This is a genomic window from uncultured Sphaerochaeta sp., from assembly GCF_963676625.2.
Classification (GTDB): Bacteria; Spirochaetota; Spirochaetia; order Sphaerochaetales; family Sphaerochaetaceae; genus Sphaerochaeta.
In genome coordinates, this window is record NZ_CAXXYB010000004.1 from 1418629 (window position 1) to 1432879 (window position 14251).

Annotated in this window: 17 protein-coding genes, 3 pseudogenes and 1 riboswitch; of the genes and pseudogenes, 1 reads left to right on the top strand and 19 read right to left on the bottom strand. The window is 44.5% G+C overall.

Features of this window, described 5'->3' with window-relative positions:
• Positions 1-117: 117 nt before the first annotated feature.
• Positions 118-849 (top strand): DUF6062 family protein, encoded by a 732-nt coding sequence (locus tag ACHZBG_RS09500; RefSeq protein ID WP_320129211.1) that lies wholly within the window; start codon positions 118-120, stop codon positions 847-849.
• Here ACHZBG_RS09500 and ACHZBG_RS09505 read toward each other — a convergent pair.
• The 19 genes and pseudogenes from ACHZBG_RS09505 to trsM all read right to left on the bottom strand — a co-directional run bounded on the left by ACHZBG_RS09505 (position 830) and on the right by trsM (position 14245).
• Positions 830-1438, bottom strand: coding sequence for a hypothetical protein (locus tag ACHZBG_RS09505; protein WP_320129212.1), 609 nt, complete (start codon positions 1436-1438; stop codon positions 830-832). The two genes, ACHZBG_RS09500 and ACHZBG_RS09505, sit on opposite strands and share 20 nt — an antisense overlap.
• 7 nt (positions 1439-1445) lie before the next feature.
• Positions 1446-1838 carry an OsmC family protein gene (locus ACHZBG_RS09510; RefSeq protein ID WP_320129213.1) on the bottom strand — a complete coding sequence of 131 codons (393 nt, stop codon included), beginning with the start codon at positions 1836-1838 and terminating at the stop codon, positions 1446-1448.
• 52 nt (positions 1839-1890) lie between these two features.
• Positions 1891-2775 carry a cation diffusion facilitator family transporter gene (locus tag ACHZBG_RS09515; RefSeq protein WP_320129214.1) on the bottom strand — a complete coding sequence of 295 codons (885 nt, stop codon included), beginning with the start codon at positions 2773-2775 and terminating at the stop codon, positions 1891-1893.
• 82 nt (positions 2776-2857) lie between these two features.
• Positions 2858-2949, bottom strand: a riboswitch (NiCo riboswitch).
• A gap of 116 nt (positions 2950-3065) precedes the next feature.
• A pseudogene (gene aspS / locus ACHZBG_RS09520) lies at positions 3066-4863 on the bottom strand (aspartate--tRNA ligase).
• 107 nt (positions 4864-4970) lie between these two features.
• Complete coding sequence (locus tag ACHZBG_RS09525) at positions 4971-5333, bottom strand: hypothetical protein (RefSeq protein WP_394699374.1); 363 nt, start codon at positions 5331-5333, stop codon at positions 4971-4973.
• Between the two features lie 101 nt (positions 5334-5434).
• Positions 5435-6292 carry an ATP-grasp domain-containing protein gene (locus ACHZBG_RS09530; protein ID WP_320129239.1) on the bottom strand — a complete coding sequence of 286 codons (858 nt, stop codon included), beginning with the start codon at positions 6290-6292 and terminating at the stop codon, positions 5435-5437.
• A 12-nt stretch (positions 6293-6304) separates the two neighbouring features.
• A pseudogene (locus ACHZBG_RS09535) lies at positions 6305-7313 on the bottom strand (FecCD family ABC transporter permease).
• A gap of 118 nt (positions 7314-7431) precedes the next feature.
• Positions 7432-7722 (bottom strand): nucleoside-triphosphatase, encoded by a 291-nt coding sequence (locus ACHZBG_RS09540; protein ID WP_320129218.1) that lies wholly within the window; start codon positions 7720-7722, stop codon positions 7432-7434.
• Positions 7706-8005 (bottom strand): annotated as a pseudogene (locus tag ACHZBG_RS09545) (hypothetical protein); the annotation flags it as partial. The pseudogene ACHZBG_RS09545 and the gene ACHZBG_RS09540, both read right to left, overlap by 17 nt.
• Positions 8006-8023: 18 nt before the next feature.
• Complete coding sequence (locus tag ACHZBG_RS09550) at positions 8024-8974, bottom strand: NTP transferase domain-containing protein (RefSeq protein ID WP_320129219.1); 951 nt, start codon at positions 8972-8974, stop codon at positions 8024-8026.
• Between the two features lie 147 nt (positions 8975-9121).
• Entirely contained in the window at positions 9122-9481 is a 360-nt protein-coding gene (locus ACHZBG_RS09555; RefSeq protein ID WP_320129220.1) for an aldehyde dehydrogenase family protein, read from the bottom strand.
• A gap of 32 nt (positions 9482-9513) precedes the next feature.
• Entirely contained in the window at positions 9514-10623 is a 1110-nt protein-coding gene (locus tag ACHZBG_RS09560; protein WP_320129221.1) for an aldehyde dehydrogenase family protein, read from the bottom strand.
• Positions 10624-10718: 95 nt separating this feature from the next.
• Positions 10719-11024, bottom strand: a complete 306-nt coding sequence (locus tag ACHZBG_RS09565) for a helix-turn-helix domain-containing protein (protein WP_394699375.1) — start codon at positions 11022-11024, stop codon at positions 10719-10721.
• Complete coding sequence (locus tag ACHZBG_RS09570) at positions 10972-11418, bottom strand: cyclic nucleotide-binding domain-containing protein (RefSeq protein ID WP_320129222.1); 447 nt, start codon at positions 11416-11418, stop codon at positions 10972-10974. The genes ACHZBG_RS09565 and ACHZBG_RS09570 overlap by 53 nt, the downstream gene beginning before the upstream one ends.
• A 249-nt stretch (positions 11419-11667) precedes the next feature.
• Complete coding sequence (locus ACHZBG_RS09575) at positions 11668-12336, bottom strand: Crp/Fnr family transcriptional regulator (protein ID WP_320129223.1); 669 nt, start codon at positions 12334-12336, stop codon at positions 11668-11670.
• Between the two features lie 3 nt (positions 12337-12339).
• Positions 12340-12738 carry a hypothetical protein gene (locus ACHZBG_RS09580; RefSeq protein WP_320129224.1) on the bottom strand — a complete coding sequence of 133 codons (399 nt, stop codon included), beginning with the start codon at positions 12736-12738 and terminating at the stop codon, positions 12340-12342.
• Between the two features lie 8 nt (positions 12739-12746).
• The gene (locus tag ACHZBG_RS09585; RefSeq protein WP_320129225.1) at positions 12747-13166 is read right to left on the bottom strand and encodes an AMP-binding protein; all 420 of its coding nucleotides are present in this window, start codon (positions 13164-13166) and stop codon (positions 12747-12749) included.
• Positions 13135-13419: a hypothetical protein gene (locus ACHZBG_RS09590; RefSeq protein ID WP_320129226.1), complete on the bottom strand. Its 285-nt coding sequence runs from the start codon at positions 13417-13419 to the stop codon at positions 13135-13137. Before ACHZBG_RS09590 ends, ACHZBG_RS09585 begins: the two co-directional genes overlap by 32 nt.
• 82 nt (positions 13420-13501) lie before the next feature.
• A complete protein-coding gene (gene trsM, locus ACHZBG_RS09595) occupies positions 13502-14245 on the bottom strand; it encodes a DVU_1556 family methyltransferase (RefSeq protein WP_320129241.1) in 744 nt (247 codons plus the stop codon).
• Between the last annotated feature and the right edge of the window lie 6 nt (positions 14246-14251).

A 14251-nucleotide genomic window follows, 5' to 3' on the forward strand; every position in this document is an offset into this window, starting at 1 on the left:
GTTGAACATTTGTAGATAGTTTGGGGTCAGGAGCCAAAAGGTTCCCGGCCCCATTTTTTGCGGAAAAAGGTAAAATAGAAAGAAGAGTGTTAGCTAAACATGCTACAATCGTGAGTTATGAAGATTGAACTGGAAACCATACCTGTCTGGGATGGCGTGAAAAGCGGAAGTGAGTGCTTTGTCTGTGACTTGATGAAAGGTGCCGAACAACATGCGATTTCTTTCTACCTTGGTAATTCGGTAATGAATCCCGAAACCCGGGTCAAGGTCAATGAACATGGTTTTTGCCCCACTCATGCCCAGATGCTCCTGGTGGCAAACAAACCCCAGGGGATTGCCTTGATGGCAGATACTTATCTTTCCACCACGAGAGAGAAACTGGAAAAGAACTTTAAGGCCTTGCTCGGTGCAAAACCGGGAAGGAAGACACTGAATGCAATCACGGACTTCTCGAATCAGCTTGAAAAGAGAGAAGAGGGATGTCTTGTCTGTACTTCCATGCAGGGGCGTTTGGAGCGCTATTGCTTTACGATTGCGTATCTATGGAATCAGGATGCTGACTTCAAGAAGGCCCTGGGGGAAAGCAAGGGATTCTGCCTTCACCACTTCCAGAAGATACTTGAAGCCTCGAATCAGGCTCTTTCAGGCAGTGTCCAGACGGATTTCGTAAAGGCGATCACGCAATTGGAATTGGCCAACCTGGACCGAATCGGGGAGGATGTCCGTTGGATGACCCAAAAATATAAATCGGAAAATTTTGACAAGGGCTGGAATGGATGTGAAGATGCCCATAAGCGTTGTGTCAACAAAATGACAGGGGAGTCCCGGGTTATTGATCCGTTGGACTGATTGTAGGGTTTTTTTTGGTCTTTCGCTTGTTTTTTTGCTTGATTCCCAGGGAAAGTTGCAGGGCATCTGATTTTTGTTCCAATTCCTTTTGCATAAGCAAGGAACTATTTCCTTCCAGTTTGCTGAAATGATAATAATCGATCATCGATCCGTTGGAACGGTAGATGAGTATATAATCTTTCTGGGGAAGAAAAGCCACGGCCAGTACCAGATTGCAACCAAGGCCTTGCAGTTTCCGTAGTTTATCCATCTGTCCCTTGTTCAGGTAATCAGTATAGAAGATTACGGCCAAGGGCCTGCTATTTTTTCTGTCATGCACCAAAAGATCTATGGGAACAGACCCTATACGAGGAAAAATATCTACCTTCATACCCTGGGGCAAGGCAAGGAAGGTTCGTGAACTCTCATCCAGGGAGAGGCCCAACACTTTTCTTAATTCCCTGTGCAAATGCGATGCAAAACAATGGGCAATACTGGCTTTTGCCTTTGGCCATTCAAAGAGTTCTTTGTCTTCCTTGATCAGATGGCTCAAGGCTTCTTCGAATGCATCGAAGAGCAAGATATTGGTATATCGCCCATTGTCTTCCATTTCCAATTTATTGCTCCTGGGAAAAATTTACTGTCCAGTGCATCTCTGCCACTTGGGAGATGGTCTGGTAGACAGAACAATACCTTGTGGCTGTCTCAAAGGCCTTGAGGCATTTGGGATGGTCGTCGCAGCCGGTTACGGTAGCAGTGATGGTACAGTCCTTGAGCGTGGTAGGCGGAGTCTCTCGCTTGATTCCGTTGACCTCGAAGCTGATATGCTCCCAGGCAACCTGCATCTTTACGGCAAGAGCCTCAAAGGTAACAAAAAGACATCCACTAAGGGCTCCCAATAAATAGTCATAAGGTGCTGTCTCTCCAATTTCATATACAGCTCCCTTATCAGTATTGAATTGATAATGGCCATGAACGAAATCAGCTCTGATATGTTTTTTTTCACTCATTTTTTATCTCCATATATAAGATAGCTCATTTTTCGGGATAATTGCTAGCTTTTTACTGTTTTGAGGGATTTACATGTACCATGCAGTGCTTGACCTCGAGAAAATTATGCTCAATGGCATGATGGACTCTTTCTGCGATGGCATGGGCTTCTATGAGACGTAAATTTCCATCGGCAGATATCTCGATGTCCACATAGGCTCTTGAGCCGAACTGTCGGGTATTGAGTACATCAAGGGACAAGACACCTTCCTGGTCGAGGACAACCTTTTTGATTGCATCAACCATTTCCTGGGGACAGGCATGGTCTACCATCTTGTTCATGCCATCCAAAAAGATTTGTATTCCGACTTTGAGGATGAACCCTGCAATGAGAATGGCAGCCAAGGAATCGGCAATGGGAAAGCCAATTATTGATCCGGCTATACCGATCAAGCCCCCAGTTGTTGCCAATACATCGCTTTGGGAATCCCAGGCCGAGGCCATCAAGACAGAAGAATTGACTTTCTTGGCACCCCAACGGGTGTAGAGGAACATGATTTCCTTGACGACTATTGAAATCATTGCCACCACCAAGGCCATTGTCCCCGGGGTTGGCTGGGATTTGTAGGTACCTTTTATGATTTTTTGTACTCCATCGACACCAAGGCCAAAGCCTACTGCCATGACTATACCGGAAAGCAAAATGGCCGCGACGCATTCCAATCGTTCATGTCCATACTGATGATTTTTGTCCGATGCCTTTGAAGCGGCACTGATTCCGATGATGACAATGATTGAACTCACGACATCAGAGGCATTGTTTATTCCATCATTAATCATAGCGCTGGAATTGGCGACGGCTCCCACGATGAGTTTTGATACAGCGAGAAGTACATTCAATGCAATATTGCCACGTGAAATATTCATGGCAATTTTTTTGTCAGGTTGGTGTTCCATAAGTTACCTCCGGTAGCTTTTGGCACTTGTTATGATTCGACCATACTCCCATTGGACAAAAAAAAGCATCCGTGGGGTTACTAACCGTCCCACAGATGTTGAAGCACCTGTTGTCCTCTCGGACCCAGCCCCACGAATCCTGTTTGGATCCATCGCCTGCTCAGTTTGTACTGTAGATTCATAGGCAGTGCAAATTCAGATACCTACAAAATACAAAACAATGATACATTTGTCAATGTTTGTACAAAGAGCCAAAAAAAAACCCCGAGGGTTAACTCGGGGCAATGGAACTACTCTGTTTGTTTTGGCTTCTTGATGATCAAATGCAGGTCATCAAGTTGCTGCTGGTCGAGTTCGGAAGGGGAATCGTCCATTGGACTTATCGCCGCAGTATTTTTGGGAAAGGCAATGACTTCATGAATCGAGGTTTGCTCGCTCATGATCATGACCATCCTGTCGACACCGGGGGCAATCCCACCGTGTGGTGGTGGTCCATATCTGAAGGCATTGAGAAGGAACCCGAATTTTTGTTCTGCCGTTTCCTCGTCAATGTTGCAGATCTTGAAGATTTTCTTTTGCAAATCGACATCGTGGATACGGATGGACCCACTGGCACATTCATATCCGTTGCAGACCAAGTCATAGAGGTCGCCCTTTACGCTGCCTGGGTCAGACTCAAGCGTCTCAAGGTATTCGACCTGGGGCATGCTGAACATATGGTGGGCAGCTTCCCAGTGACCTTCCTCCTCATTGTACTCAAACAACGGGAAGTCAATGATCCAGCAAAATTCGAAGCTTTTTCTGATCAGTTTCAAATCCTTGCCCAGCTTGGTTCTTACTGCTCCGAGACTGGTGCAACATTTCTTCCAGTTTTCATGGGCGACGAAGAGAATCAAGTCACCCTCACTGGCTCCAAGACGTTCGATCAATTCGCTTTCCAAACCACCAAAGAACTTAGTTACTCCCCCAGACAGGGTATTGCCGGCTCCGACCTTTATCCAGGCCAGACCCTTGGCGCCATAAATCTTGGCGGCATCCTCAAGTTCGGTGATATATTTACGGGAGAAATCGATTCCATCGGTTTTTGGTGCGCACAAGGCTTTTACATGTCCACCTTGGGAGAGAATATCGCCAAAAGTCCCAAAGGAACTCTTCTTGGCAAGATCATCTACATCCTTCATGGGAATGTCAAAGCGCAAATCAGGTTTGTCGCAGCCATAGGTATTCATGCTGTCGTGATAGGAAAGTCTGGTAAAATGAGCGGGAAGCTCATAGTTCATGACTTCCTTGAAGACGTGGTTGAACAGTTGTTCCATGAGCAACAGTACATCGTCACGCTTGACGAAGCTCATCTCGATGTCGAGTTGGGTAAATTCAAGCTGGCGGTCCCCTCGGGCATCCTCGTCACGATAACAACGAGCTATCTGGAAGTATTTATCCATGCCGCCGACCATCAGTATCTGTTTGAACAGTTGAGGGCTTTGGGGTAGGGCATAGAATTTACCAGGGTAAATTCTGCTTGGAACCACAAAATCCCTGGCTCCCTCTGGAGTGCTCTTGATGAGAGTCGGTGTCTCGATTTCCAAGAAACCCCTTTCCTCAAGGTATTTTCGCAGGGAGAAAACAAAATCGTTGCGCAATTTCATTCTCTGTTGCATCCCTTGTGTCCTGAGGTCAAGATACCTATATTTGAGTCGTAGATCTTCCCGAGGTTCATTTCCGTCATCAATTTGGAAAGGAAGAGGTGCACACCTGGATAATATTTCTATTTTCTCGGCCTTGACCTCGATTTCTCCAGTGTTCATCTCTGAGTTGATCATAGAATCGGGGCGAAGGCGGACAAGGCCTGTCACCGCAATGCAATATTCCATTCTGAGTTCTTTGGCAATATCCTGCAATTCTGTACTTGCATCGTCGTCTACGACGACTTGGGTAATGCCATATTTGTCCCTGAGGTTGATAAAATGAAGAGCCCCATGATTTCTGTCCCGATGAACCCAGCCATTGAGAATAACAGTTTTCCCCGTTATCCTCTTTTGTCAGTGCCCCGCACGTAGTTGTTCGTTGTGAAAATGCTTCTTCTGCCATAATGGGGTCCCCGTCGGGCCTCCTTTGCAAAGTCACCTCATAGTATAACATCAAGATTCAAAAGGCAATTGCTTGTTTAGGAGGAAACGGGAAGACTCTTGCAAACTTCATTGGGGCAATTCACGAACCGTAACCTGTTTTTTCTGAAGATATTCTATGGCTTGCACTGCTGCATTGGCTGCACTGGTAGTGGTCGTATAGGGAATTTTCAGGCGCATGGCTTCCGTTCGTATTTCATCATCGCTCTTATGGGCATGATACCCCACCGGGGTGTTGATCACCAAATCGATCTGTTTTGCCCTAAGATAGTCCGTTATGTTCGGGTTACCTTCATGGACTTTCTGCACGACTTCACAGAGAATGCCTGCCTCGAACAGGGACCTGGCAGTCCCTCTGGTAGCGGCAATGGAAAATCCCATTTCCTGAAGCTTTTTTTGCCATAGGAATAATGGTTTGCCTATCCTTGGCATTGACACTGATCACCACTTTTCCTGAGACCGGAAGCCTGTTTCCTGCGCTTGCCTGGCTTTTTGCAAAAGCTTCTCCAAAGGTTTTCCCCATGCCTATGGATTCACCGGTAGAAACGCATCTCGGGTCCAAGCAAGGGATCTACATTGGTAAATCGATCGAAGGAGAAGACCGCTTCCTTGATAGCCCATCCTGTGATGCAATGACCTTCGCCCAAGGAGCCTTTGGTCTTGACCAATTTCTGGCTTACCAAATCTTGCCCCTCCCAGATTCGTACCGCTGCCTCGATGAGATTGACTCCCGAGGCTTTCGATATGAAAGGAACGGTTCTCGAAGCCCTGGGATTGACCTCAATCAGATAGAGCTGGTCATCTTTTGCGGCAAACTGGATATTCATCAATCCCTTGACGCAAAGGGCCACGGCAAGCTTATGGGCCCACTGTTTCATCTGGGAAAGAATTTCTGGGTTGGATTTATAGGGAGGGAATACCGCAGCGGAGTCCCCGCTATGGATTCCTGCTGCCTCTATGTGCTGCAAGATACCCCCGATATAGAGGCTTGTCCCGTCAGAAACCGCATCCAGATCATATTCAAAGGCATCGTCGAGGAATTGGTCTATGAGCACAGGGGCCTTGATACTTGCCTCGACTCCGCTGTTCTTCACAAAATCCTCTATGCCGTTTTCATCATAGACGATGAACATACCCCGACCACCCAGGACGAAGGAAGGCCTGATGAGAACCGGGAACCCTACCTCCAGGGCCATGGAAAGTATTTTGTCATTGCTCTTGGCAATCCTGTTGGCAGGTTGCCTCAGTCCAAGTCTCCTGACCAGTTGGGAGAAACGGTCCCTGTCTCCGGCTTCGTCGAGGCCATCAAGCTGAGTTCCTATGATATGTGCACCACTTTTCTCCAGATTCTCTGCAAGGTTGAGAGGAGTCTGTCCTCCCAGTTGTACGATGACATCTTAGCATCACTGCTGCCTGCTCCCTTCCTTTAAAATCAGATAAAGGAAAAACGGCGCGCCTACAAATGCGGTCAATATTCCAATCGGGATTTCACTTGTCGTCAACATCCGTGCAAAATTATCAACGACCAGCATAAAGCTGCCGCCAAGCAGAACCGCAGCCGGAAGCATAATCCGGAAATCATCCCCCACAATCATCCTTGCAAAATGGGGAATAACGAGGCCGACCCATCCGATCAATCCACTTACTGAAACGGCCGCGGCAGTGATTAATGTTGAACAGATAATGATTCCCGTACGAACTGTTTTTGCATTTACCACCCATAGTCCTGGCTTCATCATCACCCATTGTTAAAACATTGATCCTCCAGCGCCACATTATAATCGGGATCATTCCAATCAGAATAATTGGTCCCGCAAAAGTAGCATCCTGGACTCTGATATAGAAGCCAGACTTCCCATCAACCAGTAGGTAATTGCCGGCAAGATATCCGTAGGATCCGCAACCAACTTTAAAAAGGATACTCCCGCATTGAAAATTGATCCAATCATGATCCCTGCTAAGATTAGTCCTAAAGTGGCATTGAATTTTACTTTTTGACTAATGAGAAAAACCAGGCTTACCGCCAGCAGTCCAAAAATAAAGGCACTGACGGATACACCACGATAACCTATCGCGAAAAAACAAACCCAACGCCGCTCCAAATGCCGCTCCATTGGAAGCCCCTAGAATATCCGGGGAAACCATAGGGTTTTGAAAAATTCCCTGGTAGGCAGCACCGGCACAGGAAAGTCCTCCGCCGATTACCGCTCCCATCACAACTCTTGGCAATCTTATATTGAAGAGCACCGTTTCCGCCTGATTTGGCCAATCCTGCGGTATCTCGATCACTTTTGACAGCAATATTTTAATTAAGGTTACAGGATCAATTGGATATTTTCCAAGAAGAAAAGATCCAAAAAAGCAAATTATAAACAGCGTGACCAAAAGTGTATAACGAAATCTGATATGCATTGGATCCGTCACGATATAACCTCTTCTTTTCTTTAACACTTCGTTATATTTTTGAAAACACAACGAGGTCCTGATAAAGGTTCGCTTTCTCTGCGAACCTAAATTTTATTTCTGGTGATTAAAATATCCGCTCTAAAAAATCCCCAATGGTTTTTTCTGTATCAGCAGCATACTTTCTTTCAAACCGTACCAAATCCGCCTCGTACTGATTAACCAGAAATTCTCGCAGCTGTAGATGATAATCGACACATTCGTGATTAATGTTAGCATTGCTGCACATATTACGGTTGCTTGTCTCCAGTTTCAAAACGCCGAGGCAAGGGATTTCTCCTTCAAGAACTTCATATAATTGCGCTCTGAATTCCGGCATCAGCATTTCCACGCCACCGATCTCATCCAGCAAAATCAATTTTTTTCCTTGGCTTTTTCCTCAAATACTTGATTGCGGTATCCACAAAAATTTCAGACGTCATTTTTGTTTTATTACCGTCAAAGTAAAGAAACACATCGGACAGATGAGGAGAATATTTTTTTGTCAGTTCCATTGCCTCGGAAGCCGGCACAATTCGAAATCCGACTGTTTTGCCGGAGTCGTTTACGAGCCGCTGGCTGCTGAACCCTCCTACATCAATCAAGTGATCGCCAATCAGTTTTCTGATCAATGTAGATTTTCCTTCCTGAATCGGGCCTTCTAAAAAAAAGTGTTTTTTTCATTTCTGCTTTTCTTCCGTTCTATCCGGTTCCCCGAAATATTGCTGAAACAGTGTTTCCGCACGCTCTTCCAGCTCGCCCCTCATGCAAACATATTTCTTAATAAAGTTTCTTCCATCTGCCGTTAGGAAAGAGACCCCGCCTTCGCTTCCTCCCGCGTGACGTTCCAAAAGAGCCAGTCCGGTTTCTTTTTCGGCAAGTCCTATCATTTTTAGCCCTTTGCTGTAGGAGATGTTCATCTGCCGGCAGGCGGTCTGCATTGACCCGGTTCTATCCACAAGCTCTAAAAACTGCAAAATGCCCGGACCGAAAACCAGTTCATTGCGTCCAATCTTCAGCTGAATACCATATCGAAGTGGATCTCTCCGATTCGCGTAAATCTGCCGAAGCCGGTCAAAATCCTCCTGAGAATCCAGTTCGAGCAGAACACCAACGTCATCAACATCCAAGTATTCCAATTCATGTCCGGTGGAAGTCACTGCGCCCCATAGGCCATTGCTTCCCTGATAGCATAGAATATCTTCAAACAAATCATTTTTTAGTAAAATCGGATGCCCCGGTTTCCCGTTATATACAGGACAAATTGCCGATTTCTTTCCTTCCATCAGCAAATCTAGACTGATGGAAGTAAACAACGGGATATCAGCCGGTATGACAAAAACCCGCTCACATTCCTGCTTTAAGTAATCGATACCGATACATACTGCATGAAGCATATCATTTTGCATGTATTCCTCATTACGAAGAAAAACAACCCCCATATGTGCTAAATGTTTTTCAACATTCTGTGCTCTGTATCCTGTGACGATAACAATCGGTTCCACTCCTGCTTTTTTTAGTGTGATAATAATTTTTTTGATTACAGAGGTATCACCCATCCTGATTGTGGGATCATAATCAGGCATATGAGCCGGCATACCTGCTGCTGTGATAATGGCACCTGTTTTCATTTCTGCCTCCGCTAAAGCGTTATGTTTTTTTAATAGATCGGATTTATTTTACCATATGGAAGGGTTGCGTGTAAATGATTGTTTTGCCCGCGGAGATTGATTCCCTCGCGTCAAATGTAGAGAAAAGTCTATTCAAACAAAAAAGGGCTACAAAAGCTCTTTTTGTATTTCTTTATACCACCCAAGTTTTCCTTGTGTAATATTGATATTGATCTGCTTTATTTCCTGATATTCTTCAAATCCCTGCACCCCTAGTTCTCTTCCCGAGCCGGACATTTTATATCCGCCCCATGGAGCCTCGTTGAAGGTTGGATTATAGCAATTGATCCATGTGATGCCAGCTCTGATTTCCTTGATTACCCTTAAAGCGCGCGATCCATCCGAAGTGAATACAGCTCCGGCCAGACCGTATGGAGTATCATTGGCAATTGCAATGGCTTCCGCTTCTGTTTCAAAGGTTTGAATGGTCACAACAGGACCGAATATCTCTTCTTTTACGATCCTCATATCCGAAGTACATTCATCAAAGATTGTCGGCCTTACAAAGTAACCCTTGCTGCAATCCAACCTTCCATATATCGCTCTCCTCCGCAGACACATTTTGCGCCTTCCTGCTTTCCGATCTCAATATATTTCAGCACGGCATTCATGTGTTCCTCCGAAACCAGCGGTCCCATGTCCGGATTGGCGAGAGGATCACCAATCGTCATTGCGTTTGCCCGTTCTGTCAGCCTTTTTACAAATTGATCTTTAAATGATCTTTCTATAATAATCCTGGAACCTGCTGAGCAGACTTCTCCCTGATTGAAGAAAATGCCTACCATAGCCCATTCAACTGCTGCCTCAAGACCCGCATCCCCAAAGATGATATTCGGAGACTTTCCTCCCAGCTCCAGACCAACTTTTTTCAAATTACCGATAGCTGCTTGGGCAATCGTCTGCCCAACAGAAGTGCTGCCGGTAAAGGAGATCATGTCGACATCATAGTTTTCCGCCATTTCCTGACCGGCAATTCCACCGGAACCCAAAACTAGATTGGCTGTTCCTTTTGGCAAATTCAAGGAATCAAATATTTCAAACAAAACAACGGAGGACAAAGGTGTATTGGAGCTTGGTTTAAATACGATAGAATTTCCCGCAGCCAACGCCGGTGCGATTTTCCAGGCTGCCATTAAAAATGGATAATTCCAAGGTGTGATTTGCGCACATACTCCGATCGGTTCATGAACCGTATAAGTATGCATTTCTCCGAAACCCTTGTTCACATTATAAACACTCCCGCTTGGCTTTGTGATCAACCCGGCGTAATACCGGAAGCATTGAATCGCATCATCAACGTCACATTCCGATTCTCTCAAAGGTTTCCCGTTGTTGATACTATCAAGGATTGCAATATCCTGCTTTCTTGCAGAAATTTCTTCGGAGATCCGATACATATTGTCCGCTCGTTCCTGCGGACACATATCGCGCCATTCTCTGGTTTCATAAAAACTTTTTTTTGCTGCCGCAATCGCCATTTTGACATCCTCTGTTGTACTGTCGTAAATGATAGCGATCTCCTGTCCGGTCGAAGGATTAATGACTTTCTTTGGTTTATTTGATGAAGCAGGGACCCATCGCCCATCTATGTAATTTCCTTTGACTTTCATAATCGACACCTCCTGTGTGATATCCTTGTCTTTCTATTTTAGTCAGTTTAGCATGATATGGAGGAGGGTTTCTGTTGTATATACAACTTTCTTATTTACTGTCTTGCTTTTATTTCGGCATTAATATGCTCAAACAAGGTATATTGATCTTTTTTGTAAACAATCAATCCTAGTTTTCTCATATGATTCAACTCTTTGGACAGCACACTTCTGTTTACACACAAATATTGGGCAAATTCCTCTTGATTCATTCCGATAGAAAAGGTGTTCTTTCCCTTCTTCTCCCGGATAATGCTTAAATAGGTCAAAACCCGTTCCCGAAGGGTTCTTTTTGATAAAACATCGATTTTATACATCAGTCGAACCAGTTCGTTGCCTAATATTTCGGTGTTGTTCAGCATAATTTTTTCTTTCCACGGTCGAACTGATCTTATCAATTTCCAGCAGCTTTTTATAGGCAATAAAGAGAATTGAACAATCTGTCTGGCTAAGGAGGGTTACCGGACTTGTCAGAAAAGTAGTGTTAACGGCATCCATCGAAAGAACCTCTCCGGATTTGTAAATTCTTAATATCTGAGCGTCCCCATTGAAATGATACTTGATGCTGGTCACTGTCCCCTTTTTTAGAAGGCCGATCTTACTGACCGGTTCTCCTTGGTTGACGATGATTTCGTTCTTGTCATAATCTTTTTCCTTTGGATGAATAAAATCAAAGACTTGCTCAATTTCATATTGACTCAGTCCTTTGAACAATCTGGATCCTGTTAAAACTCTGATGTTCTCATCCTCTACCATAGGTGCTTCCTTTTGCATAATCATACTGATATCATAAAAGGAAGAGTATGCACACTCTTCCTTTTATGATCGTTTATTCTTTTCTTGAATTATTTAAGCGGTGATGCAGCAGGATTGTTTTCGGAATTCCTGCTGAAGATTCCTTTCTGCTAAAGAGGCAAATCTTAGCTTGAGGTTCTAATTAATTTTAATATAGCACTATGCCTCAATTAAATCTGTTGTATATCCAACACTTCTAAAAATATATTTTTAATATATTGTAAACCGTTTCTTTTTATAATCAATCTTGCCGCATTTCCTCATTTGATTTAATTCCTTTGAAAGGACGCTTCTGTTGACACATAAATACTGCGCAAGCTGATCTTGTGTCATGTCAATATCAAATGTGCTGCAACCGCTTTCTTCTCGCTGATCAGACTTAAATAGGTCAGGATTCGTTCCTGCAGTGTCCTTTTTTGACAGAACATCTATTTTATACATAAGACGGATCAGCTCATTACTTAGAATTTCACTGCTGTTAGACATAATTATCTTTTTCACTTCCAGACTTATTTGGTCAGTGCGGAATATTTTCAAGAACGGAACAAAAATAACACTGCTTTCAGCCTGGCTAACAAGCGTTACCGGACTTGTCAAAAGGGTTGTATTAACTGCATCCAGAGAAAAAATCTCGCCCTGACCATAGATCCTTAGAATTTGTATGTTTCCATTGAAATGATTCTTTGAACTGATCGCCGTCCCCTTCCTCAGAATCCCTATGCTATTTACCGGATCTCCCTGATTGACAATGATTTGATTTTTTTGATATCTGACTTCTGCAGGCATCACAAAACTGATGATGTCTTTTAATTCAATATCATCCAGTCCTTGAAATAGCTTTGACTTCTTTAAACAGTTTAAGGTTTCATTCTCTACCATATTCTATACCATGTCCGGATCTACTGAACGATAAGCACCTTTTTTCTCTTTGCGATCGCCCACCTTGTCCAGTCTCTTCAAAACGCTGCCGCATTTGCACGGTTCCACCAGCCATCTGCTGCTGTCCCCGGTACGGTATCTTAGAAAAGGCATTCCCTTACGTGTCAACGTTGTGAAAACAACTTCGCCGAATTCACCGTCAGGCAGAACCGCTTCGGTTTTCGGGTCAATGATTTCAAAGTATAAATCCGCTTCTCTCGGATGATAACCTTCCAGCGTCCAGCAGCTTACAGCACCGCCCAGTCCCATTTCCGTCATGCCATAGTGCTCAAATACCTTACAGTTCCACACCTTGTTGACTAATTCGCAGGTTTCAGCCGGAACATATTCCGAGCTAAGCAAGACTGACCTCATCTGTGAAGCAATATGAGTAAAGTTTTCTTTCCACTCCTCTTTTTTTCGCCCAGAGCAGCAGAAGTCTTTGCCAATTCGTCAACCTGTGTCGGTGATCCTACGATACAGGTAACTCCTTCCCGTTCCATGATTCTTAAAACGTCAGGAATGTCTTGATAATCGAATTTCAACGGACCATAAGGCACCGTTGCGCTGCCCAAGCGGCGCAGCCCGATATCAAGCAGATCTCCAACAGAACCAGGCCTTGCGCAAGGCATCATGATCAGCACCACATCGCTTGTATCCACCAGATTTCTCATTCCATGATGAAAGAAGTCTATGGTCAGCTCCTGATCCTCTTCCGTATAACAAATCCGTTTCGGGGTTGCTGTCGTCCCGCTGGTTTCAAGAGTAACGATTCTGCTGATTTCCCGCATTTCTGACGCAAAGCATATCTTTGCCTCGTTCCCGCAGATCATCAGGGGTAACAAAGGGGATTCTCTCAATATCTTTCAGATCCCTGATTGAATCGGGTTCAATCTCTTTGAGCAACTCCTTATAAAATACGCTGGCTTCCTTGGCAATTCGAATCGTCTCCACAAGCCTTTCCAGCTGATATTTTTCTAGTGCCGCTCTCGTGAGAGGCTCATTCTCTGCAAGATTTATTTTTCTTTTGATCCAGTCGTCCATCTTTCCACCATTTCATATATATTATTATTCATTAAAAGCGCCTGCATTGAATCGTCCGGCAATTATCTTGATTTTTCTGCAGTCAGCATGAAGTATCCTGTTTTGAAAGAATCTTTGGATGGATGGCTTCCCCGCACAGGCACCCATCCAGACAGCCGTCCTTCATGAGTGTTTCCGCTACAAAACGATCCAGTTCATTGGAGCAATCTTCCCATTTGATATTTTTGTATCCGATCTCGGAAAGCTGCTCGATCAGCGGTTCCATAAGGAATCTGCCGCTTGCTCTGAACGTACTTAATCGGTTTTTATGCTCCGTTTCGCATTCCGTTCCGCATTCTCCTTCTTCATGAGGTTTGAGCCTTTGACGTTCTGCTTCGATTTTGAGAGCTTTCGCAAAGCCCGGATCCGGATCCTTTACATAAAGGTCGCTGAGAAACAGCTTCCCGCCTTTTTTTAATACGCAGTAAGCTTCGTGCAGCGCTTCGTCGGGCAAATTAATGAGAGATAAGGTGCATTCCATCATAACACCGTCAAAGGAGAAAGATGAGAAATCATCCAAGAACTCTCCGTCACCATATTTAATATTCAAATTCGGATTTCTTGTTTTTCCTTCCTTGATCCTTGCCATGGAAAAATCGATCCCGCTGCACTGAAATCCATATTCCTTTTCAAGATATTCCACTGTTTCGCCCAGCCCGCAGCCGACATCAAGTACCGCAGAGCCCTTTGGCAGATTCCAAAGCTCCATCGCTTTTTTTGTGATTCTGAATTCTCCCGGTCTAAAACTACTCATACTGTTCCTCCATTTGCTATACTCTGAGTATATCTGATT